This is a genomic window from Pseudoduganella sp. OTU4001, assembly GCF_038440195.1.
Taxonomy (GTDB): domain Bacteria; phylum Pseudomonadota; class Gammaproteobacteria; order Burkholderiales; family Burkholderiaceae_D; genus Rugamonas.
Genome location: NZ_JASATG010000007.1, coordinates 120,474 through 142,718, shown reverse-complemented (window position 1 = coordinate 142,718; position 22,245 = coordinate 120,474). Strand labels below are relative to the sequence as shown.

Sequence of the window (22,245 nt, the reverse complement as noted above, 5' to 3'; positions counted from 1 at the left end):
GCATAGCTGCCTTGTGCGCCACTATCTGTTGATGTTTTCGAAAAAAAAGGCCAGATCCGAAGATCTGGCCTTCTGCGAGGCGATCTGAATCAGCCTGACAGGATGGTCTTCTATCCTGCCAAGCTTATCCCGATTAGCCCAGGGTGATGGCGTGGTCGCCCAGGGTTGCGGTAGACAGATCAACCAGACCAACCAGCTTAACGACGATGTCTTCACCCGCCTTGAAGCCAACATCAACCGCTTTATCTTCAACAACGTAGGTGTTGCCGCCGAACTGGAACCAAGCAAAGGTACCGACGCCGGTGGTCGTTGCAGTTGCTGCAGCGATATAGTCGGCGAACAGTGCAGTCGATGCATCCAGAACAATCTTAGCAGCGGATGCAGAACCACCCATCCAGACTTCAACACCGTCATCAGCGAAGTTCAGAATATCGCCAGTGGTCAGGCCAGTCACCGTCGAGTAGTTGTTCGCGGTTGCTGGGATGCCAAAGGTGATGGTGTCGCTGTCGTTCAGATCGCTAGTGATCGTGATCGAGTTGATGCCAGTGCCCACGGTGATGGTGTGATCGCCGGTGGTTGCGACGATGGTGTTGTCACCATTGCCAACCACAACGGTATTGTCACCCGCACCAACGTTGATGTTGTTGTCGCCGTCACCCAGCTTGATCACATCGTTGCCAGTGCCAGCAGTCACGGTGTTGTTACCGTTACCCGCTGCGCCACCGTTGTTGATGGTGTTCGCGCCGTTACCCAGGGTGAAGGTGTTGTTGTTGTCGTTGGTGCTAACGATCTGATCTGCACCAGTGCCACCGGTGTAGGTAACCGAGGTCTTAGCAGTGGTAGCCGAGTTCAGATCAATAACGTTAGTACCGGAAGCCGAGCCCTTAACAACGGACGAAGCAGCCAGTGCGCCCGCGGCCCAGGTCACGCCGCCTTTGGTGATACCCGATGCATCAAAGGTGGTCAGCGCGGTGCCGGTATCCGAACCAGTCAGATCCAGACCAGCGTCGCCAGTGATGGTCAGGGTCTTGACCGAGGTAGCAGCCAGATCCAGAGCATGGGTGATGCCCGATGCGGTGGTCGCGCTGTCATCGCTGTTGATTGCAATGGTCTCAACGTCAGCAACGGTAACGTCCACGGTCGTCAGACCAGCGGTAGCGGACAGCAACAGGTTCAGCGAGTCAGCAGTGCCGGTAGTAGCATTGTTGACAGTAACGGTGATGTCCTTGTTGTCGGTCTGGCTCTTAGTGATTGCCAGAGTGCCGCCCGATGCCATGCCCGAGATGGTCATGGTTTCGGTGTTGGTGGCCGACAGGGTCACGTAGCTGACATCATCGAAGTTGTTCAGCTTGATTGCTGCGCCTGCTGCCGCATTCGCGCCGCTCAGTTCCAGACGCTCGAAGCCCGAAATGGTGCCTTCGAAGGCAGCGGTATTCGATGCGGTCACTGCGGTTGCGAAGGTGCTGAACTTCAGGGTGTCGGCAGTGCCGTCACCTGCGTCGATCGAACCGTTCGAGCCGGTGGTACCCAGAACCGAGACAGTCACTTCCACGGTGTCGTTGCCCGCGCCGGTAGTGATGGTCTTGTTGGTAGCACCAACGATGATCGAATCATTACCAGCAGCGCCAGTGAAGGTAACGTCGTTGCCCAGAGCCGTAGTAATGGTGGCGCCGGCAGTGTTGGTCGAAGTCACGGTAGTCAGGGAACCATCGTTGGACAGAGCAGTCGACAGCGCTTTATCACCTGCGATGGTCAGCGAGGTAACTTTGCTGTTCAGATCGAAGGTGGTGCCCTTGGAAGCGGTACCCGATGCAGTAGCGATCAGGGTGGTTGCCGCGGTGTCCTTGAACGTACCAGCGGTAGCACCGTCCAGCGTCAGGTTCATGGTGTGCGACGCGGTCGAATTGGTCACGGTCACGGCTGCTGCCATGTTGGTCACAGAGACGTTGACCACGCCCTTGCCTTCAATGGTGGTCGCACCGGTTGCATCGGTCACGGAAACGGTGGTCAGGGTCGAGCCGATAGTACCATCGGACTTGGTGGTGTCCTTGATATCGACAGTGGTCGCATCAGAAACGGTGATGCTGGTGAACGCGCTTGCTGCGTCGGTAGCTGCATCACTGTTAACCTTTACCGAACCGGCACCAGCGTTCAGCACCAGGGTGCCGCCGCCGCCGTTGACCTTGATACCATTGCCGCCGGTATCAGTCATGTCCAGACTGGTGGTCGAAGCCAAGGTGATAACCTGTTCTGCATCGCCTTTGACTTTAATGTTGGCCGAGGTCGCGCCAGTCCAGCCGGAGATATCGGCTGCATCATTCGCCAGCGAGGAAGCGGTCGAATTGATCACGACTTGCTCAATGTTGGTGACCGAGCTTGGCAGAGTAACGTCGACTTCAGCCGCCTTGCCGTCTTTGTCCACACCCAGGATGGTCAAGGTGTCAACGCCGTCACCGCCGTCCAGTGCATCCAGGGCCGACAGGGTCGAGACGTTTGCATTGAACTTGTCTTCACCTTTTGCGCCAGTGAAAGCAGCACCGGTATCAGCACCGATGGTCAGGGTGAAGGTCGAAGCAACGTAGTTAGCTGGCAGACCAGCAGCAGCAGTTGCGTGAGCAGCAGCAGCAGCCACAGCAGCGGTAGCGGCGGTCACAGCAGCTTGTGCAGCGGTCAGAGCAGCAGCAGCAGCGGTGTCGTCGGTGGTGGTGGTGGTTACTTTAGCAGCGGTGTCGTACTTGGTTGCTTCAACCAGAGCGGCATCAGCCGAAGCTTTAGCTTTAGCAGCAGCAGCAACTTCAGCAGCAGCAGCAGCGATTGCAGCGTTGGCGGTAGCCAGCGAGTTGGTGCCGGTGATGGCAGCAGCAGCAGCGGTCGAAGCAGCAGCAGCAGCAGCAGCGTCAGTAGCAGCGGTTGCGTTAGCGGTGGTTGCGGTCGATGCGGTCTGAGCTACGGTTACGGTAGCAGCAGCGGCAGAAGCGGACTTAACAGCAGCAGCAGCTTCGGTAGCCACGGTAACAGCTTTAGCGTCGTCGGAAGCGATAGCGGTCTTAGCAGCAGCAGCGGTGAACGCGGTCGAAGCGGTGTTAGCGGTTGCAGCAGCAGCGGTAGCGGCGGTAGCAGCGGTAGCAGCAGCGGTCAGCGCGGTGGTCACAGCAGCAGCAGCGGTCACGGCAGCAGCGTCGTCGGCCACAGCAGCTTTAGCAGCGGTGTCAGCGGTGGTGTAAGCGGTAGCAGCTTTGGTTGCGTCGGCAGCAGCGGTAGCAGCCTTGCTTTCAGCGATGATTACTTTGCCGTTTGCGGTCGAAACAGCAGCAGCGTCGCCAGCGGCGATAGCAGCAGCCAGTTCAGCTTTAGCAGCAACAACAGCGGCGTCAGCAGCGGTCTTAGCAGCAGCGGCTGCGTCGGAGGTTGCTTTAGCGGCGGTAGCAGTTGCGGTCAGGGCAGTTGCGTCGGTAGCAGCAGCTTTGTCAGCAGCGGCTTTAGAAGCAGCGGTTGCAGTGTCAACTTTAGCAGCAGCGGCAACAGCAGCAGCAGCCTTGGCGGTTGCGTCGGTGTTAGCAGCAACAGCAGCAGCTTCAGCGACCATCGAAGCGGCCAGCAGAGGATCAGCAGCAGCAGCAACTTTGGACACGATGGTGTTCAGAGCTGCGTCGGAGGTGGAGGCTTCCAGGGAAGCTTCGTCGATGATGCCAGCCATCCAGATCTTGGCTTGCAGGTTTGCAGCATCACCGTTGTAGGCAGCTACGCCGCCTTCTACGGTCACCAGCTTAGCGGTGAAGGCTTCAGCAGCAGCAACTTTGGAATCGAAAGCGACTTTGTCGGTGCCCTGTGCGCCCTTGGCGATTTCGGTCACGGCAGCGTCGATGGTCATTGCGCCGGTGGACACAGCGTTCGCCCAGAACAGCAGGCCTTCGTTGTCAGCAGCGTGGCCGAAGATGTTGACGTAGATGGTGTCAATGATCTGCGCGGTGGTCTTGCCAGCGTAGGCTGCTTTGTACTCAGCCGATTTAGCGAATTCAGCAGCAACAGTAGCCAGGGTGGCTTGCTTGTTGGTGATCACGGTTTCCCAGAACTGCAGACCAGCTGGGTCAGCAGGACGGTTGAAGTACTCGACGTACAGCTTTTGCAAATCAGTTGCGTAGATACCCATTTAAAACTCCTAGGAGGGGTTGATTAAAGTCAATTGTTGCAGCACGCAATGCTGAAACAATTCAACGTACCGAATAATCTCAGAAGGTATTGCCTAAGCATGTGACGGCCGTCACAAAAATAAGCAATATCCTCGGGTTGTTATAAAAAATATCAACAAAAAATTAAACGGCGGGTCATTATCGGAGAAGATTGCGCCAGACGCAAGGATTCGGGTGTCTGGGGCTAGAGCCGCACCACTACTGGGGAGCGGGGCCTCTGGGACGGTATCAACTAGCTCCAAAGGCAAGACTAACTGATAGGAAAGATTGCCCCTCGGCACTAGGGAAAGTTAGCTGCTGAGAAATTGGTAAAAAAATGTAATATTTTTCGGTTGAGCAGAGGTTTTGTTGCGTTTGCACGTCACAAACGTGGCCCGCAAAAAAGAAAACAGCCCGCTTGGGCGGGCTGTTTGGAAGCTGGGGCTGCTTATTTAGGGACTGGCTGGGCTGTCCAGCTGGTGCCGCCGTAAATCGTACGGCCTGTCATGCGGCGCTCAAAGATATACGCCGCACTACCTTCTGCACTCAACAGGCCGCGCACGTTCATATTGTTGGGCTTTATATATGTGGGGTCGCCAACAAAGCGGCCGTCGCTGGCCACCTGGCCGGACGACTGCATCAGCAAACGCTCATCGCCATTGACCAGGTCGAACTTGGTTGCGAAGGTGCGCTGGTCAAAGTTGAAGTTCAACGAACCATTCTCCAGGCTTGCCGCCAAGATCGGTAGCGCCGCATTGTCCGGGTGGATAAATGCCTGCCCTTCCTTCAAAGAGAAGGCAACCGAGCCGCGCTCGGGGATCACGTACTCCTTGCCTTGAGTGCGCATGAGCACGAAATCGGAGTTCTGGGCGATGATGGTCTTGCCGCTCTTCAACTCGGCGGTCAGGTCCACTTGTTTTGCCTGGTCAAGTACAGGCTGCCAACGGCCCCAGACGATCTGGCGCTCTGGCAAGACTGGCGGCACCACGACAGGCGGTTTCTCTTCATCTGGCGGGGTGGTTGGCTGTTCGACAACAGGCGGCAGCACCGGTGGCAGGACCACAGGTGGCTGATCTGGTTTTTGGTTGGCAAGCTGCACTTGCAGATTGGCAGTTTTTTGCACGTCCAGGTTTGGCTGCGCCGGCATGCTGTTGCCGGCCTGCTTGCCTGGCTCGTCCGGGCGCGGTGGCGCTACGCCGTCTGGCGAAATGGTGCTGCTTGCAGGCAACAACTGTGGGGCAACCTGGCCGCGCTTGAACTGCAGCAGGTTGCCCTTCTGGGCGGCGAACAGGTCGCGGGTTGCCGCGCCTTCGCATGGGCCCAGGCCGTCCGGCGTGCACGTGCCGCCAAAGCCGCTCAGTGCGATGCCGCCGGAATTGACGGTCACACGGGTGGTGTCGTGGTCGGTGAAAACAGTAAAGTCCGTGCCGCGCACGCCGATTGCCGCTACCGGGGTATTGAAGCGGAAGTTCTGGCGGGCTTGCTTGACGGCATCACCGGAGCGGCTGCGGGCCACGCCGTTCAGCAGCTCAAGCTTGATGCGGTTGTTGGCCGGCGATTTCGCATCTATATAATAGGCAGCGATTTTCGCCTGGCTCGACGGGCGGAGGATGAACAGGCCGTTATCGACTGTCTTTATATAGAGGTAGCCGTCGGCGCCGGTGCTCAGCATATCGCCTTCCTGCACGTCGCCGTCCAGAACGGCTGGGCGCTCGGCGACTTGCGCTTTGCCAGCGACATAGACGATCTTGCCCGCGACAGCCGCGTAGGCGCCGTGGGACAATAAGGCAAGGCCGGCAGCGGCCACGAGTAGACGTAACATGATATTTCCCCTTCTTATCTTATTATCCGGGCCAACCCGCAAGTCGCCGTGATAGCTGTCACATTTTCAGGGAGAAAAACGCTACGGGCGTGAAGTTTTACACTTTGTAGCGTTTACTAGGCGAAGAAGGGTTTGCGCCCACTACGGCCACGCGGACGCCTCCGGAACCATGCGTACCAAATTGGGATCCAAATTTAGTCATCAGTGCTATCATGCACTGACCGACGGGGGTAAAACCATGAACTTTTCTAATATTCAACCAATTAGCTACTTGAAGAGTAACACTAGCGAAGTAGTCAAACAGGTTCAGGAAACGCATGACCCGGTTGCAATCACGGTTAACGGTCGAGTGCAAGCCGTTATCCAAGACCCGGTTAGCTACCAAAAAACTCAAGACCAAATGACCATGCTTCGAATCCTTGCTCTAGGCAAGAAGCAAATCGAAGAAGGTAAGGTCATTGATCATGATGACGTTGTTGCCCTGTTTGAGGCTGAAGACAAGGAAAGCTAATCGAAAGTGAAAATCTTTTGGACCCGAAATGCACTGGACGACCTGCACGATATTCGTCGGTACTTAAAGGAAAGCCAATCGATTGCCTACGCGAAGAAAATCACACTAGATATCCTTGCAGAAGTAAATTCCTTGGAGCAGCAGCCCGGCAAAGGCTCGTTCGTTCGAGAATTGGAAGACCTGCACTTGACGACGCATCGTCAGTTACTTGCCGGTCAGCACCGCATCATAATTGAATGTGCCCCTGGCGGAGTCATTTACGTACATTTGATTGCGCACACGAGTCGAGACCTTGAGGCCCTTATCAGGCGTCGTTTGCTCAACTCTTGAGCATCCGCAGTTGCCTTAGCCTCAACGCGGCAGATAGGCCTTATACTAATAGATTATTCGATAACTGCAGTCCAGTTTTGACCCAAACGACAACATCCTGGTCGCGGCGCTTGCCGCCCATGCCCGCTTGGCTTAGCCGCGCCCTGATCGCGGTGGCCGGGTTGATGCTGGCGTTCGGTACGCAGTGGCTGGCGCCCCCTGGTGCTTCTGTTTTTGCGGACGAGTGGCTGCGCGACCGTTTCCTGCGCATTCAGGAGACGACCGCGCCGGAGCCGCGCGTGCTGGTGGTGGATATCGATGAGGCCAGCATGGCCGAGCTGGGTCCGTGGCCGTGGCCGCGCGCGCGCCTGGCGGATCTGGTGGAAATCCTGCTGACCACTTACAAGTCGCGCGGTGTGGCGCTGGATATTGTGCTGCCGGAGCCGATGGACGAGGCGGGCGATACGCGCCTCGCCATGCTGTCGCAGCATGCGCCGCTGGTGCTGGCGCAGGCTTTTGACTATTCCCACAGCCGCCCGGTTGCGCTGCGCGACGGGCACCCGGCCGGAGCGACCTTGCGCACCGGTCCGGCCACGCCGGCCACCGGCTATATTGCGAACCAGGAAGCCTGGGCCGGCGCGCCTAATGTCGGCAATATCGGCTTCATCCCGGACCCGGATGGCGCTTTGCGCCGCCTGCCCCTGCTCACCAGCTATAACGGTGAGATGTATTCAACGCTGACCCTTGCCCTGCTCGACTGCTGCGGTGGCGGGCTGAAAACATTGCCAGCCAGTCCGATGCGGATTGCTTACAAGCGCGACTGGAGCGCCTACACCGTGGTCCAGGCCAGCGATATCCTGGCCCAGCGCATCGATCCGCCCAGTGCCTCCGGCCGGCTGGTGCTGGTGGGCTCGTCTTCGCTGGGCTTGAGCGACCACGTGACGACGCCGCTGGGCGCTAACCGTCCAGGATTGGGCGTGCACGCGACCATGCTTTCCACCTTGCTCGATGTGCAGAAAGGCAAAGCTCCAGCGCCAGTGCCGGGGCGCTGGCTCGGCAGCCTGTACGGCGCGGTCTGCGTGCTGCTGGCGATGTGGGCACTGCCGCGCTTGCCCGCTGCGCTGGGCGTGGGGCTGCTGGCGGCGTTGAGCGCGGCCTGGCTGGCACTGGCGTTTGCGCTCAGCACGCACGACCAGGATTTCTCGACCACCGGGCCGCTGGCCTGCACCCTGTTCCTGCTAGCGGTGGCGGTGCCCTACCACTGGCAGCAAACCCAGCGCAAATCGCGCCACCTGCTGGACACCCTGCGCCAGTACGTGGCGCCGGCCGTGGTGGAAGAGCTGTTGCGCAGCGATATTGAAGACCCGCTGGCGCCGCGCCAGTGCGAAGTCACCACCCTGATCGCCGACCTGGAGGGCTACACCACCCACGTCGAAGCGCTGCCGGTGGCGGCCGCGGCGCAACTGACGCGTGAATTCCTGGAATGCCTGACCGGCCCCGTCATGGCCCTTGGCGGCACGCTGGACAAGTACACTGGCGACGGCCTGGTCGCCTTCTGGGGCGCGCCGCTGCCGAACCCGGCCCATGCAGACCTGGCGCTGGACGCAGCGGTCGCCATTGTCGAGCGCGTTCGCCAGTACAATCGCAGCCGTACGGCCCAAGGGCTGAAGCCGCTGCGGGTGCGAATCGGCATCGACAGCGGCATTGCCTTCGCCGGCGACTTTGGCACCGGCGCCCGCAGCATTTACACTGCGGTTGGCGACAGCGTGAATACGGCGTCGCGCCTGGAGCAGGCCGCACGCGATCTGCCGCACGATATTATTATTGGAGCCGGTACCGTGGCGACCGCACGCCGCCACCGTTTCCTGCTGCTGGAAGAGCGCATGCTGCGCGGAAAAGAGAAAACAACGACTTTGTATACGCTGGAACCCGTCAAGAACAATGTAACCCCGCCAGTCAACGTGGAGTTGCCGGCATGAGGCACCGTATGTCCGCTCGCCCTGCCCTGACTGCGCTGGCCCTGGCTGCGCTGGCCCTGGTGCGCCCGGCATGGGCGCAGCAGGAAGCTCCGCAGCAGGAGCCGACCGAGGTGCAGCTGGCGCAGTCGGCCAATGTGCCCCAGGTGCCGCCCAATGTGCAGGAGCTTTATCAGGAAGCGCTGCAATCCATCGCCGAGGGCCGCAAGCAGGATGCCAACCGCACCCTGCAGCGCGTGATCGAACAGGAGCCGCTGCACGCCGGCGCCTGGCTGGACCTGGCCTTGATCCAGTGCAGCCTGGGCCGTCCGACCGAGGCCGAGCGCATGTTCCGCACCATTGAGGAACGCTTCGACCCGCCGCCGGGCATCACGGACCTGATCCGCGAGGCGCGCCAGCAAGGCTGCGATAACTGGACTCCGCTCAGCCATAGCAGTATTTCGCTGTCGCGCGGCATCGACCAGAACGTGAACCAGGGCTCGACCCGCGCCCTCTCGCCGGATTACACCCTGTCGCCCGAATTCCTGCCGCAGCACGACCAGTACACCCTGCTGTCGGCCGACTACCTGCGCGACCTCACGCCCAACGGCACGCTGGGCCTGGTGCAGGTGCAGTGGCGCCGCAATGACAACCTGCGCGACTACGACAGCGGCGCGGCCTATGCCGGGCTGGAGAGCGCCTGGCGCTGGGGCGGCTGGACCTTGCGCACCACCGCGCTGGCCGGCGCCATCACCCTGGGCGGCCACTATTACCAGCGCCAGTACCAGGTGCTGGGCCGCCTGGGCTTGCCGTACAAGCTGCCGGGCGACTTCACCATGAACCTGCATGCCAGCGTGGGCCACAACAGCTACATCACGCTGGACACCTTCGATGCCAATACGGCGGAGCTGCGCGCGCAGTTCACCCGCCGCAAGAGCGACCATGTGCTGCATGCCAGTGTCGGTGTCGCCAATGACCACGCCACCAGCAACCGTCCGGGCGGCAATCGCCATGGTGTGAATGCCATGCTGAGCTGGCAGCGCCGCTATGCCAGCGGCTTTACCGGCGAACTGGCTTATACGCTGCAGCACTGGCGCGGCAGCTCGGCTTACGCGCCGGGCGTGATCGACCAGGTGCGGGAGCAGGATATGCACACCTTGCGCGGTTCGATCACCTATCCGGTGTCGCGCGGGCAGAACCTGATCCTGGAGGTGCGCCAGGTCTACAACAAGGAAAACATCCCGATCTTTCAGTACAATAACCGCCAATTGCAATTAAGCTGGCAGTGGCAGGGCCTTTGAGCGCCTTTAGTCAAGTTGATTAACATTGATTAAGTGCGATTGATTTGTCGTCGTCGAACTGACACAATACGCGCGAAAGGAAGCCATCATGCCGCCAGCCGACACAAAGGTGCTTACTGCCCACGTCCCTCGAACACTAGCCGAGAAAGTTGACCAAATAGCCACCCGGCTCGAACGCTCACGCGGCTGGATAGTTAAACAGGCGCTGACTGCCTGGATCGATCAGGAGGAGGAGCGCAGTCGGCTCACCCGCGAAGCGATGGCAGACGTGGACGCCGGCAGCGTCATCGATCATCAGGCGGTGCAAGCCTGGGCCGATAGCCTGGATACCGATAAACCGTTGCCCGCTCCGGTATTGCGCTGATGCGCTTGCAATGGACGAGCAAGGCGTTATCCGATGTGGTACGGCTGCACGATTTCCTGGCCAGCGTCAATAAAACGGCAGCAGCGCGTGTCGTCAAGTCGCTTGTAACGGCAGCATCCGGGTTGATGGCCAGTCCGCGTATTGGGGAGCGGCTAGAGGAATTCGACCCGCGCGAGATTCGCAGGCTGATTGTGGGCAGCTATGAAGTGCGCTACGAGCTTGCCGAATCCACAATCTATGTATTGCGCATCTGGCATACCCGTGAATTACGATAGAAATGAATATGATGTGGGAAGTGGCGGTTTTCGTCGGCTTTAGCCTGGCCCTGTTGGGCGGCTGCCTGGTGCCGAATCAGTGGTTGCCTTCGCGATTACCAAATGACAAGTTGATGCACTTTGGTGCGTATGCACTGCTGGCTTTGCTGGCGGTGCGTATCGCTTCGACCATGCCGGACCGCGCAATGTGGCTGGCGGGTTTGCTGCTGGCGGGCTGGGTAGTGGAATGCCTGCAACAGCTGGTGCCGGGGCGCGGTTTTTCCTGGCGCGATATGGCGGCCAATGCCCTGGGCGTGGCGGCCGGGGCCTTGTGCGCGGCGGTACTGAGCCTCATCTAGGCTATCATTACGCCGTAAACGACCAATTTTTTCGTAACGCATGACCACTGCAAGCCCTCCTTCCAGCACAACGACGCCTGAGCAGAGCGCTGCGGCCGCGCCGGCCGAGCGTACTGTCCAGGTTCACCTGCGTAAGATTCCTTTGCTTGCTGAACTGTCGGATGAAGAGATCATCAAGGTCAAGGGTGAGTTGCGCTTCCGCCAGCACCAGAAGCGGGAGGTGGTGCTGCATAAGGGCGGGCATGGCGATGGCTTGCTGTTCCTGCTGTCGGGCCAGTTGCAGGTGGTCGACATTACCGAAGATGGCCGGGCGATCGGCTTGCGTTTGCTGCAGCCGGGCGATTTCTTTGGCGAGATTGCGCTGATCAATAATACGACGCGCTCGGCTTCGGTGGTGGCGATGACGGAGGCCCTGACCGCGTTCCTGCCGGCACAGACTGCCATGCATCTGTTCTCGCACTCTCCATCCGTGGCGCGGCATATGCTGCAGCACTTGGCCAAGAAAATCCAGAAGGATTCCGAATTCCGCGCTTTGCTGAGTATTAATAATACGGCCAAGCGGATTTACACCTATCTGGTGTTGATGCAGAAGAAAGAGGCGGATGGGACGGTGGTGGAGAACCTGCCAACCCATCAGGATATTGCCAATATGATCAATACCAGCCGCGAGACTGTTACACGTGCGCTGCTGGTGCTGACACAGAAGGGCATTATCAAGAAGGACCAGCATAAGCTGATTATCCAGAAGCCGGATGACCTGCAGAAGCTTACGCAGGACTAAAATCGCGTGGTCAAAGCGTGGTATACTGGCTCGAAGATCGTCCGAGAGCGAGTGAAATACGGACATGCTGCCTGAAGCAATTCAGGTCCTGCGGTTAGCAGGGGCAACAGAGGCTCGCAAGGCAAACGATGTTTGCCTAGAGGGGACCCTACGGGGTCCCTTTCTTTTTCGGGCGCGTTTTTTTCTCTTGCGGCGGAAAAGCCCCGGACACCTGCCCGGCTAGCGATGGGAAGCGCCAGCTTTGCGCATTCGGTTTTGCCACCAACGGCTTTAAATAGGCGCTCTTGACGAACATCCTCAACGCGGGCACTTGAACCGTTCGGTCTTTCTCCAAACTGAAAAATACCGAATAACTCTGCGTCCCCGCAGCGAACTCCAATTCAATTTGCGCGGAGTAAGTGTAGCTGTCCCCTGCCCTGTAAATCGTACCTCGCAACATACGCTCCAACACACTCGGCAACTGCATAGAGCACTCATGGCGCAACAAGTCGAATGCCCGCAGTTCGCCCTTATGGATGTATCGGTGCTGATCCTGGTGCTTGGCGCTGCTGAACGCTTCGGTAAAGCAATGGCAGCCGAAAGTAATGTGCAAGTCGACTTCACTGGTTGCTGACGCGTTCAGCGGCACTTTGACCCTTATCGGCGCCAAGTGTTCGAAGGTATAGAGCTTGCCGTTGAATTGTTTGTGTCGAAAATTACTCATGGCGAATCACAACTCATCGTCAGCGCTATCCTTGGCCTTTACTTCGTAAATCGCCGTATTCTGAATATTCCTTTCCTTGAATCGCACAACAGGTTCTCCGTCGACCGCTTGCCGGTAATGCTCATCGACGATCTTTTTGAACTGGCGACCAACCGCCTTCCGGCTGTTAGGCGAAATGTCGTTCCAGCTACGCTGCATGGCTACCCTGTACAACTCCATCGTCTTGAAGGTGGTGCCCTCAACGCGAGACATTGCACAACTGTGCATTTTGTACGCAATGTCGAGCACACCTTGATCGCTCAGCTCCTTGAAACCACTCTCATCCGGCTGACCGGTCACGACACCGCGTGCATTCCTGAGGGAGCCAAGGAGGGTAATTAATGCGTCAAGCTCTTCGAGCGTGATCGATTCGCTGTCAAACTCAATCTTCATGGGTGTTTCCAAAGCTTACTCAACGTGGACAGCTTACCACACTAACAAGGACAAAACAATCAAATTACAATCGTTGTAATATGCTCGTTACGACCCTTACCCTGTGACAACCTGTTACAGGTGTGACAAGTTCAGTAGGGTATAATCTTCCGTCCCGACTTTTCCCATTAACAGAATGATCAACCTCGCCATGTTGCGCGGCATTTGGGCTTATCGCGGCTTCGTCACTGGTAGTGTCAAGCGCGAGTTCCAGTCCAAGTACCGTAATACCATGCTCGGCGCGGCCTGGACCGTGTTGAGCCCGCTTGCCATGATCCTCGTGTACACGCTGGTCTTCTCGCAAGTGATGCGCTCCAAGCTGCCGGAGACGGCGGGCGAGTATGCTTATAGTATTTACCTGTGCGCCGGCATCCTGACCTGGGGATTGTTTGCGGAGATCACCGCGCGCGGCCAGAACGTCTTCCTCGAACAAGGCAACCTGATCAAGAAGATCAGCTTCCCGCGCATTTGCCTGCCGATCATCGTGGTCGCCAATGCGCTGGTCAATTTCGGCATTATCTTCAGCCTGTTCATCGTGTTCCTGCTCGCCAGCGGCCAGTTCCCTGGCATGGTGTTCTTTACCCTGCTGCCGGTGCTGGCTTTGCTGGTGCTGTTCGCTATCGGCCTGTCGATGGTGCTGGGCGTGCTGAATGTCTTCTTCCGCGACGTTGGCCAGTTCTTCAGCATCTTTACCCAGTTCTGGTTCTGGCTCACGCCTGTGGTCTACCCGTCTTCGATCGTTCCTGAATCCGTGCGGACTTACCTGGAGTGGAACCCGATGATCCCGATCATCCAATCCTTCCAGCGCGTGCTGGTGTCGGGCCAGGCGCCGGAATGGCAGCACCTGCTGGCGCCAACCGCGCTGGCGCTGGTACTGTGCGTGCTGGGCTTGAAATTGTTCCGCAAGCGCGCGGGTGAAATGGTGGACGAACTGTAATGGGCGCGATTGTTGTCTCCAACGTAGGCAAGGCCTACAAGCAGTACCCGACCCGCTGGTCGCGCCTGCGCGAATGGATGCTGCCGTTCCAGGGGCCGCAGCATTCGCTGAAGTGGATCCTGCAGGACATCAGCTTTACCGTGCAGCCGGGCCAGGCCGTGGGCCTGATCGGCATTAACGGCGCGGGCAAATCGACCCTGCTCAAACTGATCACCGGCACCACCCAACCAACCACCGGCGCGGTGCACCTGCATGGCCGCGTGGCGGCGCTGCTGGAGCTGGGCATGGGCTTCCATCCGGACTTCACCGGGCGCCAGAACGTGTACATGTCGGGCCAGCTGCTCGGCATGAGCGTGGAGGAAATCACGCGCCTGATGCCGCAGATCGAGGCCTTCGCCGAAATCGGCGACTACATGGACCAGCCGGTGCGCGTATATTCCTCCGGCATGCAGATGCGCGTGGCGTTCTCGGTGGCGACCGCGGTGCGGCCTGACATCCTGATCGTGGACGAGGCGCTGTCGGTGGGCGACACCTATTTCCAGCACAAGAGCTTCGACCGCATCCGCCAGTTCCGCCGCGAGGGCACGACCCTGCTGCTGGTATCGCACGACAAGCAGGCCATCCAGTCGGTGTGCGACAGCGCGATCCTACTGGACGGCGGCCGCCTGGCGCGCCAGGGTGCGCCGGAAGAGATCATGGACTATTACAACGCCATGATCGCGGATAAGGAAAACTCCATGCTGCAGCTGAACGCGCGCGACGACGGCAAGCTGCAGGTGGTGTCCGGCACCGGCGAGGCCACCGTGGCCGACATCGCGCTGCTCGATGCGGACGGCAACCGGGTCGAGGTGATCGACGTCGGCCAGGACGTGACCTTGCAGGTCACCGTGGCGGCGAAGGCCGAAATCCCGCGCATGGTGTTGGGCTATATGATCAAGGACCGCCTGGGCCAGGCCATGTTCGGCACCAACACGCACCTGAAGGAACTGCCGCTGCACGATGTGCAGCCGGGTGAGAACATTACCTTCCGCTTCCGTTTCGATGCCAACCTGGGCGCCGGCACCTATTCGGTGGCCACAGCCATCGTCAGCACCGAGACCCACCTCGTCAACAATTATGAGTGGCGCGACCTGGCGCTGGTGTTCACCGTGGTGAACATGCGCCGTCCCTACTTCGAAGGATCGGCATTCATCGATCCTGCCATCGAGATCGACCGCTAATGACTTTCATCTCTTATTCGCAGAACTTCGAGGACGTGCTGCTATGGCGCGCACTTGGCCATCTGCCGCGCGGCTTCTACATCGACGTCGGCGCCAACGATCCGGAACTGCATTCGGTCACCAAGGCGTTTTACGACGCGGGCTGGAACGGCATCAACATCGAGCCGATGCCGTCTTACGCACAGCCCTTTGTTGAGCAGCGTCCGCGCGACATCAACCTGAATTGCGCCGCCGGTTCGGCCAGCGGCGAGATCGTGCTGTTTGAAGTGCCGTCGATGAACGGCTGGGCCTCCACCGATCCGGCAGTGGCCGCCGCGCACCGCGCCGACGGCTACGAGGTGGTGGAGAACCGCGTACCGCTGCGCACCTTGTCCGATATCTGCGCCGAGCATGTGCAGGGTGATATCCACTTCCTGAAGATCGACGTCGAGGGTTTCGAGGGCGAAGTACTGAAAGGCTTTGACCTGCAGCGCTGGCGCCCATGGCTGCTGGTGATCGAGGCGACCCTGCCGGGCAGCCGCGAGACCAACCATGAAGAGTGGGAAGGCCTGGTCACGCCGCACGGCTACCAGTTCGTCTGGTTCGATGGCCTGAACCGCTACTACGTGGCGCAGGAACATCCGGAGCTGGCGGCGCATTTCGGCATCCAGCCGAACGTGTTCGACGCCTTCATCTCCTACCACCTGGACCGCGCCTGGGCCGACAACAAGCACCTGGCTGCGCGCGTGCAGGAACACAAGGCCCGCGCCGACGAGAACTGGGCCCGGGTCGAGGCGCTGGACGCCCGCCTGGCGGAAGAACACCAGGCCCGCAACCGCGCCGAGCAGCAGCACCAGGCCGCACGCCAGGCGGCACAGCAGGCGCGCGAACTGGCGCAGCAGAACCATGAAAAATTCCGCGCCGCCGATGCGCGCGCCAATGCGCTGGAAACCCAGCTGCAGCAGGTGGATGCCTGGGGCCGCGATATGGAGCAGCAGTTGCTGGCGGTGTACGCGTCCAGCTCCTGGCGCATCACCGGCCCGCTGCGCACCCTGATGGCGCGCGGCGAGCACAGTATTCCGGCGCGCGTGCGCCGCAAGTCGCTCAAGCTGTTCGGCCAGGGCGTGCGCTGGGTCACCCAGCAGGAATGGGTGCGCCGCATCGTGCTGCCGGTCATCGGCATGTCGCCGTGGCTGCAGCGCCGCGTATCGCGCTTCCTGGTCACGACCCGCATCGCCACCTCGGACGCAGCGCCGTATGGCGGCGACGTGCCGGCGCAGCAGCGCGACCTGCCGCAATCGGCCCGCACCGTGCTGGCCGACCTGCGCCGCGCTTATGAACATGAAGAGAAACAGTGAACATGCGAATTGTCGTTGACCTCCAGTCCTGCCAGAACGGCGCCGCGCATCACCGCAGCGGCGTGCTGGCACTGGCGCAAGCGCTGGCCGGCCAGGCTGGCCACCAGGTATTCATCGCGCTGAACGGGCGCCTGGCCGACAGCATCGACGAGCTGCGCCACGCCTTTGCCGGCCTGGTGCCGGCTGAACGCATCATCAGCTACCAGACCCCGGCCGGCGACGCGCCGTGGCAGCACCACGCGGCGGAACAGCTGCGCATCGGCTGCCTGGCGGCGCTGGATGCGGATGCGGTGGTCGTACCAGGCCTGCTGGACCATCCACAGGCCAGCGCCATCTGCGGCCACATCCCGCAGGCGCTGAACGTGGTGGTGCTGGACGCCGGCGCCAGCGTGCAGGAAGCCGGCAGCGGCAACTCGCAGCGCGACGCCATCCAGAAACGCAACCGCCACCTGCTGGACAGCGCCGACATGGTGGTGCATGCCAGCGAAGACGAAAGCGCCGCCGCACTGGCCGAGCGCCTGCTGCTGGACATGGCCGACAACCGCGCCACCCAGAAGCTGCGCCGCGCCAGCGAGCTGTCCACCCGCCGCAAGCGTCCGCGCCTGGCCTTCGTTACGCCGCTGCCGCCGGAAAAATCCGGCATCGCCGACTACAGCGCGGAAGTGCTGGCCGAGATCAGGCAGTTCTACGACATCGAAGTGGTCGCCACCCCGGGCGCAACGCCGGATGCGGCGCTGGCGCCCTTCCCGGTGCGCAGCGTGGAGTGGTTCGAAGAGCATGCCTCCCAATACGAGCGCATCGTCTACCACTTCGGCAATTCGAACTACCACAAGCACATGTTCGGCCTGCTGCAGCGCCACCCGGGCGTGGTGGTGCTGCACGACTTCTACCTGAGCGGCGTGCTGGATAATATGGAGCGCGACGGCGACGACAAGCGCGCCTATATGGAAGCGCTGTATGCCTCGCACGGCCATACCGGCGTGCAGCACCACAGCCAGTTCGGCCGCAACCCGACCATCTGGGGCTTCCCTTGCAACCTGCCGGTGCTGGAACACGCGGCCGGCGTGATCGTGCATAGCGACTTCTCCAAGCGCCTGGCCGAGCAATGGTATGGCGCCGGTGCGGCGGATGGCTGGATCACCCTGCCCCTGCTGCGCGGCCAGAACATCGGCCAGGATCCGGCGCAGGCGCGCCAGGCGGCACGCGCCGCCCTCGGCCTGGCGGACGATGCCTACGTGGTCTCCACCTTCGGCATGCTGGGCCGCACCAAACTGAACGACCGCCTGCTGGACGCCTTCCTGGCCTCGCCGCTGGCGCAGGACCCGCGCTGCCTGCTGGTCTTTGTGGGCGAGAACGACCCGGGCGACTACGGCGCGGCGCTGCTGGAAAAGATCGCCGCCAGCCCGGCGGTCGACCGCATCCGCATCACCGGCTTCGCCAGCGCGCAGGATTACGCGCACTGGCTGGCCGCCAGCGACACCGCAGTGCAGCTGCGCGACCGCACGCGCGGCGAAACCTCGGCCTCGGTGCTGGACTGCCTGCTGTACGGCGTGCCGACCATCATCAATGCGCACGGCGCCTCGGCCGACCTGCCGGGCGAAGTGCTGGTCAAGCTGGAAGACAAGTTCGACAACGCAGCGCTGTCGGCGGCGCTGGCCTCCCTGCATGCCGATGGCGCGCGCCGCGACGCGCTGGCGCAGGCCGCGCGCGACTACATCCGCCGCGAGCACAGCCCGGCCCAGGTGGGCAAGCTGTATCACGAGGCGCTCGAACACTTTGCCGAGCATGGCCCGCGCGCGCAATACGAACGCATGCTGGCGGGCCTGGCCGCCAAGAACGCCCCGCGTCCGCCGAATGATGCGGCGCTGGTGCAGCTGGCCGCCATGATCGCCGCCAACCGCACGGTGCGCGGGCAGCGCCAGCTGCTGGTCGATATCTCGGCCCTGGTGCTGGCCGACCACAAGACCGGCATCCAGCGCGTGGTGCGCAGCATCCTGCTGGCCCTGATCAAGAATCCGCCGGCCGGCTTCCGCATCGAACCGGTGTTCAGCGAAGGCGGCGGCTTCGGCTACCGCTACGCGCGCCGCTTCGCCTTCGGCATGCTGGGCGGCCAGGCGCCGGAACTGGAAGACGCGCCGGTCGAACTGCGCGCCGGCGATATTTTCCTCGGCCTGGACCTGGCCACCAACACCACTTCGCAGAACGAAAACGCGCTGCTGGAAATGCGCCGCCGCGGCGTGGGCATCTGGTTCGTGGTGTACGACCTGCTGCCGCTGCTGCGCCCGGACGCTTTCCCTTACGGGACCAAGAAATACTACGGCGACTACGTCAATTCGATCTCGCTGGTGGCGGACGGCATCGTGGCGATTTCGCGCGCCGTGTCGGACGAACTGGCCGAATACCTGGCCGCGCGTCCGAACCGCCGCACTACCCCGCTGCAGCTGGGCTACTTCCACCTCGGCGCCGACATCAACGCCAGCGCGCCGTCGACCGGCATGCCGGACAACGCCCAGCAAGTGCTGGACGCGGTGGCCGCCGCCCCGACCTTCCTGATGGTCGGCACCATCGAGCCGCGCAAGGGCCAGCTGCAGGCGCTGTCCGCCTTCGAGCAGCTGTGGGCCGACGGCGTGGAGGCCAACCTGGTCATCGTCGGCAAGGGCGGCTGGCTGGTGGACAACCTGGTCAAGCGCCTGGAAAACAACCCGCACCTGAACCAGCGCCTGTTCTGGCTGGCCGGCGTGTCGGATGAAATGCTGCTCAAGCTGTACGAGAACTGCGCGGCCCTGCTGGCCGCCTCGGAAGGCGAAGGCTTCGGCCTGCCGCTGATCGAAGCGGCGCAGCACGAACTGCCGATCATCGCGCGCGGCATCCCGGTGTTCCGCGAAGTGGCGGGCGAGCACGCCTACTACTTCGACGGCAAGGAGCCGCAAGACCTGGCGCAGGCCGTACGCGCCTGGATCGCGCTGGACAAGGAAGGCAAGGCGCCGCAATCGGCGCGCATGCCGTGGCTGACCTGGCAGCAAAGCGCCGACCAGCTGGTGGACGTGGTGGTGCATGGACACGCCCATGCCGCCACCGCCGCCGGCCGCGTGGCGCCGCAGCTGCTGGTGGACGTTTCCGCTACCGCGCGCGACGACCTGAAAACCGGCATCCAGCGCGTGGTGCGCGCCCAGCTGATGCAGCTGATGCACGTGGAAACCACCGACTACCAGGTGCTGCCGGTCTACCTGACCGATGAAGGCGGCCGCTGGCACTACCGCTACGCGCGCCGCTACGAGCATACCCTGCTCGGCACCGACAGCTTCGGCGTGGTCGACGAGGAAGTGCGCGTGAACGCCGGCGACGTGTTCTACAGTCCGGACTTCTTCCCGGGCGCCGTGACGGAAGCGGCGCGTGTCGGCGTCTACAAGCGCTGGCGCGCGGCCGGCGTCAGCGTCAACTTCCTGGTGCACGACCTGCTGCCGGTGCTGCGTCCCGACTTCTTCCCGCCGGGTACCGACAAGGTGTTCGCGGCCTGGCTGTCGGCCGTGGCCGACAATGCCGACCGCCTGGTCTGCATCAGCGCCGCCGTGGCCGACGAAACCCGCGCCTGGCTGACGGCGCAGGCTCCGCGCCGCGCGCTGCCTGAGATGGCGGTGGTGCACCACGGCGCCGACATCGACGCCTCGCAGCCTTCGACCGGCATGCCGGACGATGCGCCGGCCACGCTGGCCGATATCGCCTCCGCGCCGAGCTTCCTGATGGTCGGCACCATCGAGCCGCGCAAGGGCCATATGCAGGCCCTGGACGCCTTCGAGAAGCTGTGGTCGGAAGGCGCCGATGTGCGCCTGGTGATCGTCGGCGGCGAAGGCTGGAAAGGCGTGCCGGACGAAAACCGCCGCACCATCCCGGCCATCATGGCGCGCCTCTCTGCGCACCCTGAGCTGGGCAAGCGCCTGCACTGGCTGCGCGGCGTCAGCGACGAATACCTGGACGCGATCTACCAGGCCAGCGCCTGCCTGCTGGTGCCAAGCGAAGGCGAGGGCTTCGGCCTGCCGCTGATCGAAGCGGCGCGCCACGGCAAGCCGATCATCGCACGCGACATCCCGGTCTTCCGTGAAGTGGCGCAAGAGCACGCGCACTACTTCAACGGATCGGACGGCGCCGACCTGGCGCAGGCAATGCGCGGCTGGCTGCAGCTGCAAGCCGAAGGCAAGGCCGCCAGCTCGGAAGGCATGCCGTGGCAGACCTGGGCCGACAACGTGCGCCAGCTGACCGACAAACTGTTCATCGCCGCCTGAGGAAGACGTCATGATTGAAGCCGAACCAATCCAGTCCCGCCAGGCCGCAGCTGACCGCGCCGGCGAACCGCCGCTGGTGGTCGACCTGGACGGCACGCTGATCTACAGCGACATGCTGTGGGAAAGCATCCTGCTGTTCCTGAAGACGCAGTTCTGGCAAGCCTGGCTGCTGCCGCTCTGGCTGTTCCTCGGCAAGGCCGGCTTCAAGGACAAGATCGCCGGCCGCGTCGAATTCGAACCATCTGCCCTGCCCTACGACAAGCAGCTGCTGGCCCACCTGCGGCAAGAGCGCCAGGCCGGCCGCCGCATCGTGCTGGCCACCGGCTCCGAACGGCGCGTGGCGGAAGGCATCGCCGGCCACCTCGGCGTGTTCGATGAAGTGCTGGCCACCGGCGACGGCATCAACCTGACTTCCTCCAACAAGGCGCAGGCCCTGGTCGGCCTGTACGGCCACAAAGGTTTCGACTACATCGGCAACTCGCGCGTCGATATCCCGGTATGGCACGCCGCGCGCGGCGCCTATTCGGTCACCACGCGTCCATTCCGCCTGCCGGACGGCCGCAGCACAGAGCAGATGGGCACTAACCGCAGCAGCGTGCTGCGCGCCTTCTTCAAGGCCCTGCGCCCGCGCCAGTGGCTGAAGAACCTGCTGGTGTTCGTGCCCATGTTGGCCGGCCATGCATTCACCGCCGGCACGCTGTACCAGTCGATCGCCGCTTTCGTCGCGTTCTCGCTGTGCGCCTCCAGCGCCTACCTGCTGAACGATGCGCTCGACGCGCACGACGACCGCCTGCACCCGACCAAGTGCAAGCGCCCGATCGCGGCCGGCACCCTGCCATTGCCGCTGGCGCTGGCGGCCAGCCCGCTGCTGGCGCTGTCCGCCGTGGTACTGTGCCTGCAAACCACGCCGCTGCTGCTGGCGATGGTGCTGGTCTACCTGGCCTCCACCCTGGCTTACTCCTTCAGCCTGAAGCGCCTGCTGATGATCGACATCGTCACGCTGGCCATGCTGTACACCATGCGCATCCTGGGCGGCAGCGCGGCGACCGGCATTGCGCCGTCGTTCTGGCTGCTGGCGTTCTCCTTCTTCATCTTCCTCAGCCTGGCCCTGCTCAAGCGCTACAGCGAGTTGTTCAACCTGCACCGCGCCGGCAAGGAAAAGACCAGTGGCCGCAGCTACACCACCGCCGACAAGGCGCCGGTGGGCGTGATGGGCGTGGCGAGCGCCTTCATGTCGGTGCTGATCTTCATGCTGTACTTTAATTCGAGCAATGTGCTGCTGCTCTACCCGCACGCGCAGGCCCTGCTGGGCATCGTGCCGCTGCTGGTGCTGTGGCTGGGCCGCCTGTGGATCCTGGCCGCGCGCGGCCAGGTCAACGAAGACCCGGTGCTGTACGTCAGCAAGGACGGCCCGAGCCTGATCATCTTCGCGCTGTGCGGGGCACTGGCCGTGGTGGCGGCGCTCTGACCTA

General features: G+C 61.8%; 17 protein-coding genes. 13 read left to right on the top strand and 4 right to left on the bottom strand.

Translation table 11 applies throughout. From position 1 onward, the window contains the following. Nucleotides 1–133: 133 nt before the first annotated feature. Nucleotides 134–4,150 (bottom strand): DUF4214 domain-containing protein, encoded by a 4,017-nt coding sequence (locus AAHE99_RS09080; protein ID WP_342116649.1) that lies wholly within the window; start codon nt 4,148–4,150, stop codon nt 134–136. A gap of 467 nt (nt 4,151–4,617) precedes the next feature. Beyond that, the gene (locus AAHE99_RS09075; RefSeq protein ID WP_342116648.1) at nt 4,618–5,991 is read right to left on the bottom strand and encodes a FecR family protein; all 1,374 of its coding nucleotides are present in this window, start codon (nt 5,989–5,991) and stop codon (nt 4,618–4,620) included. A gap of 169 nt (nt 5,992–6,160) precedes the next feature. Here AAHE99_RS09075 and AAHE99_RS09070 point away from each other — a divergent pair, with 169 nt between their 5' ends. The 8 genes from AAHE99_RS09070 (at nt 6,161) to AAHE99_RS09035 (ending at nt 11,825) form a co-directional block, all read left to right on the top strand. After that, nucleotides 6,161–6,502, top strand: a complete 342-nt coding sequence (locus tag AAHE99_RS09070) for a type II toxin-antitoxin system Phd/YefM family antitoxin (protein ID WP_342116647.1) — start codon at nt 6,161–6,163, stop codon at nt 6,500–6,502. A gap of 6 nt (nt 6,503–6,508) precedes the next feature. After that, nucleotides 6,509–6,832 (top strand): type II toxin-antitoxin system RelE/ParE family toxin, encoded by a 324-nt coding sequence (locus AAHE99_RS09065; protein WP_342116645.1) that lies wholly within the window; start codon nt 6,509–6,511, stop codon nt 6,830–6,832. A 119-nt stretch (nt 6,833–6,951) separates the two neighbouring features. Beyond that, nucleotides 6,952–8,790 (top strand): CHASE2 domain-containing protein, encoded by a 1,839-nt coding sequence (locus tag AAHE99_RS09060; RefSeq protein ID WP_342116643.1) that lies wholly within the window; start codon nt 6,952–6,954, stop codon nt 8,788–8,790. 8 nt (nt 8,791–8,798) lie between these two features. Continuing rightward, the gene (locus AAHE99_RS09055; protein WP_342116642.1) at nt 8,799–10,067 is read left to right on the top strand and encodes a tetratricopeptide repeat protein; all 1,269 of its coding nucleotides are present in this window, start codon (nt 8,799–8,801) and stop codon (nt 10,065–10,067) included. Nucleotides 10,068–10,155: 88 nt separating this feature from the next. Continuing rightward, the gene (locus AAHE99_RS09050) at nt 10,156–10,431 is read left to right on the top strand and encodes a CopG family ribbon-helix-helix protein (protein ID WP_342116641.1); all 276 of its coding nucleotides are present in this window, start codon (nt 10,156–10,158) and stop codon (nt 10,429–10,431) included. Beyond that, the gene (locus AAHE99_RS09045; protein WP_342116640.1) at nt 10,431–10,706 is read left to right on the top strand and encodes a type II toxin-antitoxin system RelE/ParE family toxin; all 276 of its coding nucleotides are present in this window, start codon (nt 10,431–10,433) and stop codon (nt 10,704–10,706) included. The genes AAHE99_RS09050 and AAHE99_RS09045 overlap by 1 nt, the downstream gene beginning before the upstream one ends. Before the next feature lie 2 nt (nt 10,707–10,708). Further along, nucleotides 10,709–11,044 carry a VanZ family protein gene (locus tag AAHE99_RS09040; RefSeq protein ID WP_342116638.1) on the top strand — a complete coding sequence of 112 codons (336 nt, stop codon included), beginning with the start codon at nt 10,709–10,711 and terminating at the stop codon, nt 11,042–11,044. A gap of 40 nt (nt 11,045–11,084) precedes the next feature. After that, on the top strand, nt 11,085–11,825 hold the full coding sequence (locus tag AAHE99_RS09035) for a Crp/Fnr family transcriptional regulator (RefSeq protein ID WP_342116636.1): 741 nt from the start codon (nt 11,085–11,087) through the stop codon (nt 11,823–11,825). A gap of 148 nt (nt 11,826–11,973) precedes the next feature. Here the strand turns inward: AAHE99_RS09035 and AAHE99_RS09030 are convergent, their stop codons facing one another. Together AAHE99_RS09030 and AAHE99_RS09025 are read right to left on the bottom strand one after the other, a co-directional pair. Beyond that, nucleotides 11,974–12,528: a hypothetical protein gene (locus AAHE99_RS09030; RefSeq protein ID WP_342116635.1), complete on the bottom strand. Its 555-nt coding sequence runs from the start codon at nt 12,526–12,528 to the stop codon at nt 11,974–11,976. A gap of 6 nt (nt 12,529–12,534) precedes the next feature. After that, nucleotides 12,535–12,960 (bottom strand): hypothetical protein, encoded by a 426-nt coding sequence (locus tag AAHE99_RS09025; RefSeq protein ID WP_342116634.1) that lies wholly within the window; start codon nt 12,958–12,960, stop codon nt 12,535–12,537. 175 nt (nt 12,961–13,135) lie between these two features. On the opposite strand from AAHE99_RS09025, the gene AAHE99_RS09020 reads away from it, so the two are divergent. Genes AAHE99_RS09020 through AAHE99_RS09000 form a run of 5 tightly spaced genes read left to right on the top strand, consistent with a single transcriptional unit; the run spans nt 13,136 to nt 22,241 of the window. After that, complete coding sequence (locus tag AAHE99_RS09020; protein WP_342116632.1) at nt 13,136–13,936, top strand: ABC transporter permease; 801 nt, start codon at nt 13,136–13,138, stop codon at nt 13,934–13,936. Beyond that, nucleotides 13,936–15,156: an ABC transporter ATP-binding protein gene (locus tag AAHE99_RS09015; RefSeq protein ID WP_342116630.1), complete on the top strand. Its 1,221-nt coding sequence runs from the start codon at nt 13,936–13,938 to the stop codon at nt 15,154–15,156. Before AAHE99_RS09020 ends, AAHE99_RS09015 begins: the two co-directional genes overlap by 1 nt. Further along, nucleotides 15,156–16,493 (top strand): FkbM family methyltransferase, encoded by a 1,338-nt coding sequence (locus AAHE99_RS09010; RefSeq protein WP_342116629.1) that lies wholly within the window; start codon nt 15,156–15,158, stop codon nt 16,491–16,493. The genes AAHE99_RS09015 and AAHE99_RS09010 overlap by 1 nt, the downstream gene beginning before the upstream one ends. 2 nt (nt 16,494–16,495) lie before the next feature. Beyond that, a complete protein-coding gene (locus AAHE99_RS09005; RefSeq protein WP_342116628.1) occupies nt 16,496–20,773 on the top strand; it encodes a glycosyltransferase in 4,278 nt (1,425 codons plus the stop codon). 10 nt (nt 20,774–20,783) lie between these two features. After that, nucleotides 20,784–22,241 (top strand): UbiA family prenyltransferase, encoded by a 1,458-nt coding sequence (locus tag AAHE99_RS09000; RefSeq protein ID WP_342116627.1) that lies wholly within the window; start codon nt 20,784–20,786, stop codon nt 22,239–22,241. Nucleotides 22,242–22,245 lie beyond the last annotated feature (4 nt).

Excerpts from the sequence above, each read along its gene's own strand:
- AAHE99_RS09030 (WP_342116635.1), bottom strand. The coding sequence starts at position 12,528 with ATGAGTAATTTTCGACACAAACAATTCAACGGCAAGCTCTATACCTTC.
- AAHE99_RS09055 (WP_342116642.1), top strand. The coding sequence starts at position 8,799 with ATGTCCGCTCGCCCTGCCCTGACTGCGCTGGCCCTGGCTGCGCTGGCC.
- AAHE99_RS09035 (WP_342116636.1), top strand. The coding sequence starts at position 11,085 with ATGACCACTGCAAGCCCTCCTTCCAGCACAACGACGCCTGAGCAGAGC.
- AAHE99_RS09070 (WP_342116647.1), top strand. The coding sequence starts at position 6,161 with ATGCGTACCAAATTGGGATCCAAATTTAGTCATCAGTGCTATCATGCA.
- AAHE99_RS09020 (WP_342116632.1), top strand. The coding sequence starts at position 13,136 with ATGATCAACCTCGCCATGTTGCGCGGCATTTGGGCTTATCGCGGCTTC.
- AAHE99_RS09050 (WP_342116641.1), top strand. The coding sequence starts at position 10,156 with ATGCCGCCAGCCGACACAAAGGTGCTTACTGCCCACGTCCCTCGAACA.
- AAHE99_RS09010 (WP_342116629.1), top strand. The coding sequence starts at position 15,156 with ATGACTTTCATCTCTTATTCGCAGAACTTCGAGGACGTGCTGCTATGG.
- AAHE99_RS09015 (WP_342116630.1), top strand. The coding sequence starts at position 13,936 with ATGGGCGCGATTGTTGTCTCCAACGTAGGCAAGGCCTACAAGCAGTAC.
- AAHE99_RS09045 (WP_342116640.1), top strand. The coding sequence starts at position 10,431 with ATGCGCTTGCAATGGACGAGCAAGGCGTTATCCGATGTGGTACGGCTG.
- AAHE99_RS09025 (WP_342116634.1), bottom strand. The coding sequence starts at position 12,960 with ATGAAGATTGAGTTTGACAGCGAATCGATCACGCTCGAAGAGCTTGAC.
- AAHE99_RS09040 (WP_342116638.1), top strand. The coding sequence starts at position 10,709 with ATGAATATGATGTGGGAAGTGGCGGTTTTCGTCGGCTTTAGCCTGGCC.
- AAHE99_RS09080 (WP_342116649.1), bottom strand. The coding sequence starts at position 4,150 with ATGGGTATCTACGCAACTGATTTGCAAAAGCTGTACGTCGAGTACTTC.
- AAHE99_RS09075 (WP_342116648.1), bottom strand. The coding sequence starts at position 5,991 with ATGTTACGTCTACTCGTGGCCGCTGCCGGCCTTGCCTTATTGTCCCAC.
- AAHE99_RS09060 (WP_342116643.1), top strand. The coding sequence starts at position 6,952 with ATGCCCGCTTGGCTTAGCCGCGCCCTGATCGCGGTGGCCGGGTTGATG.
- AAHE99_RS09005 (WP_342116628.1), top strand. The coding sequence starts at position 16,496 with ATGCGAATTGTCGTTGACCTCCAGTCCTGCCAGAACGGCGCCGCGCAT.
- AAHE99_RS09000 (WP_342116627.1), top strand. The coding sequence starts at position 20,784 with ATGATTGAAGCCGAACCAATCCAGTCCCGCCAGGCCGCAGCTGACCGC.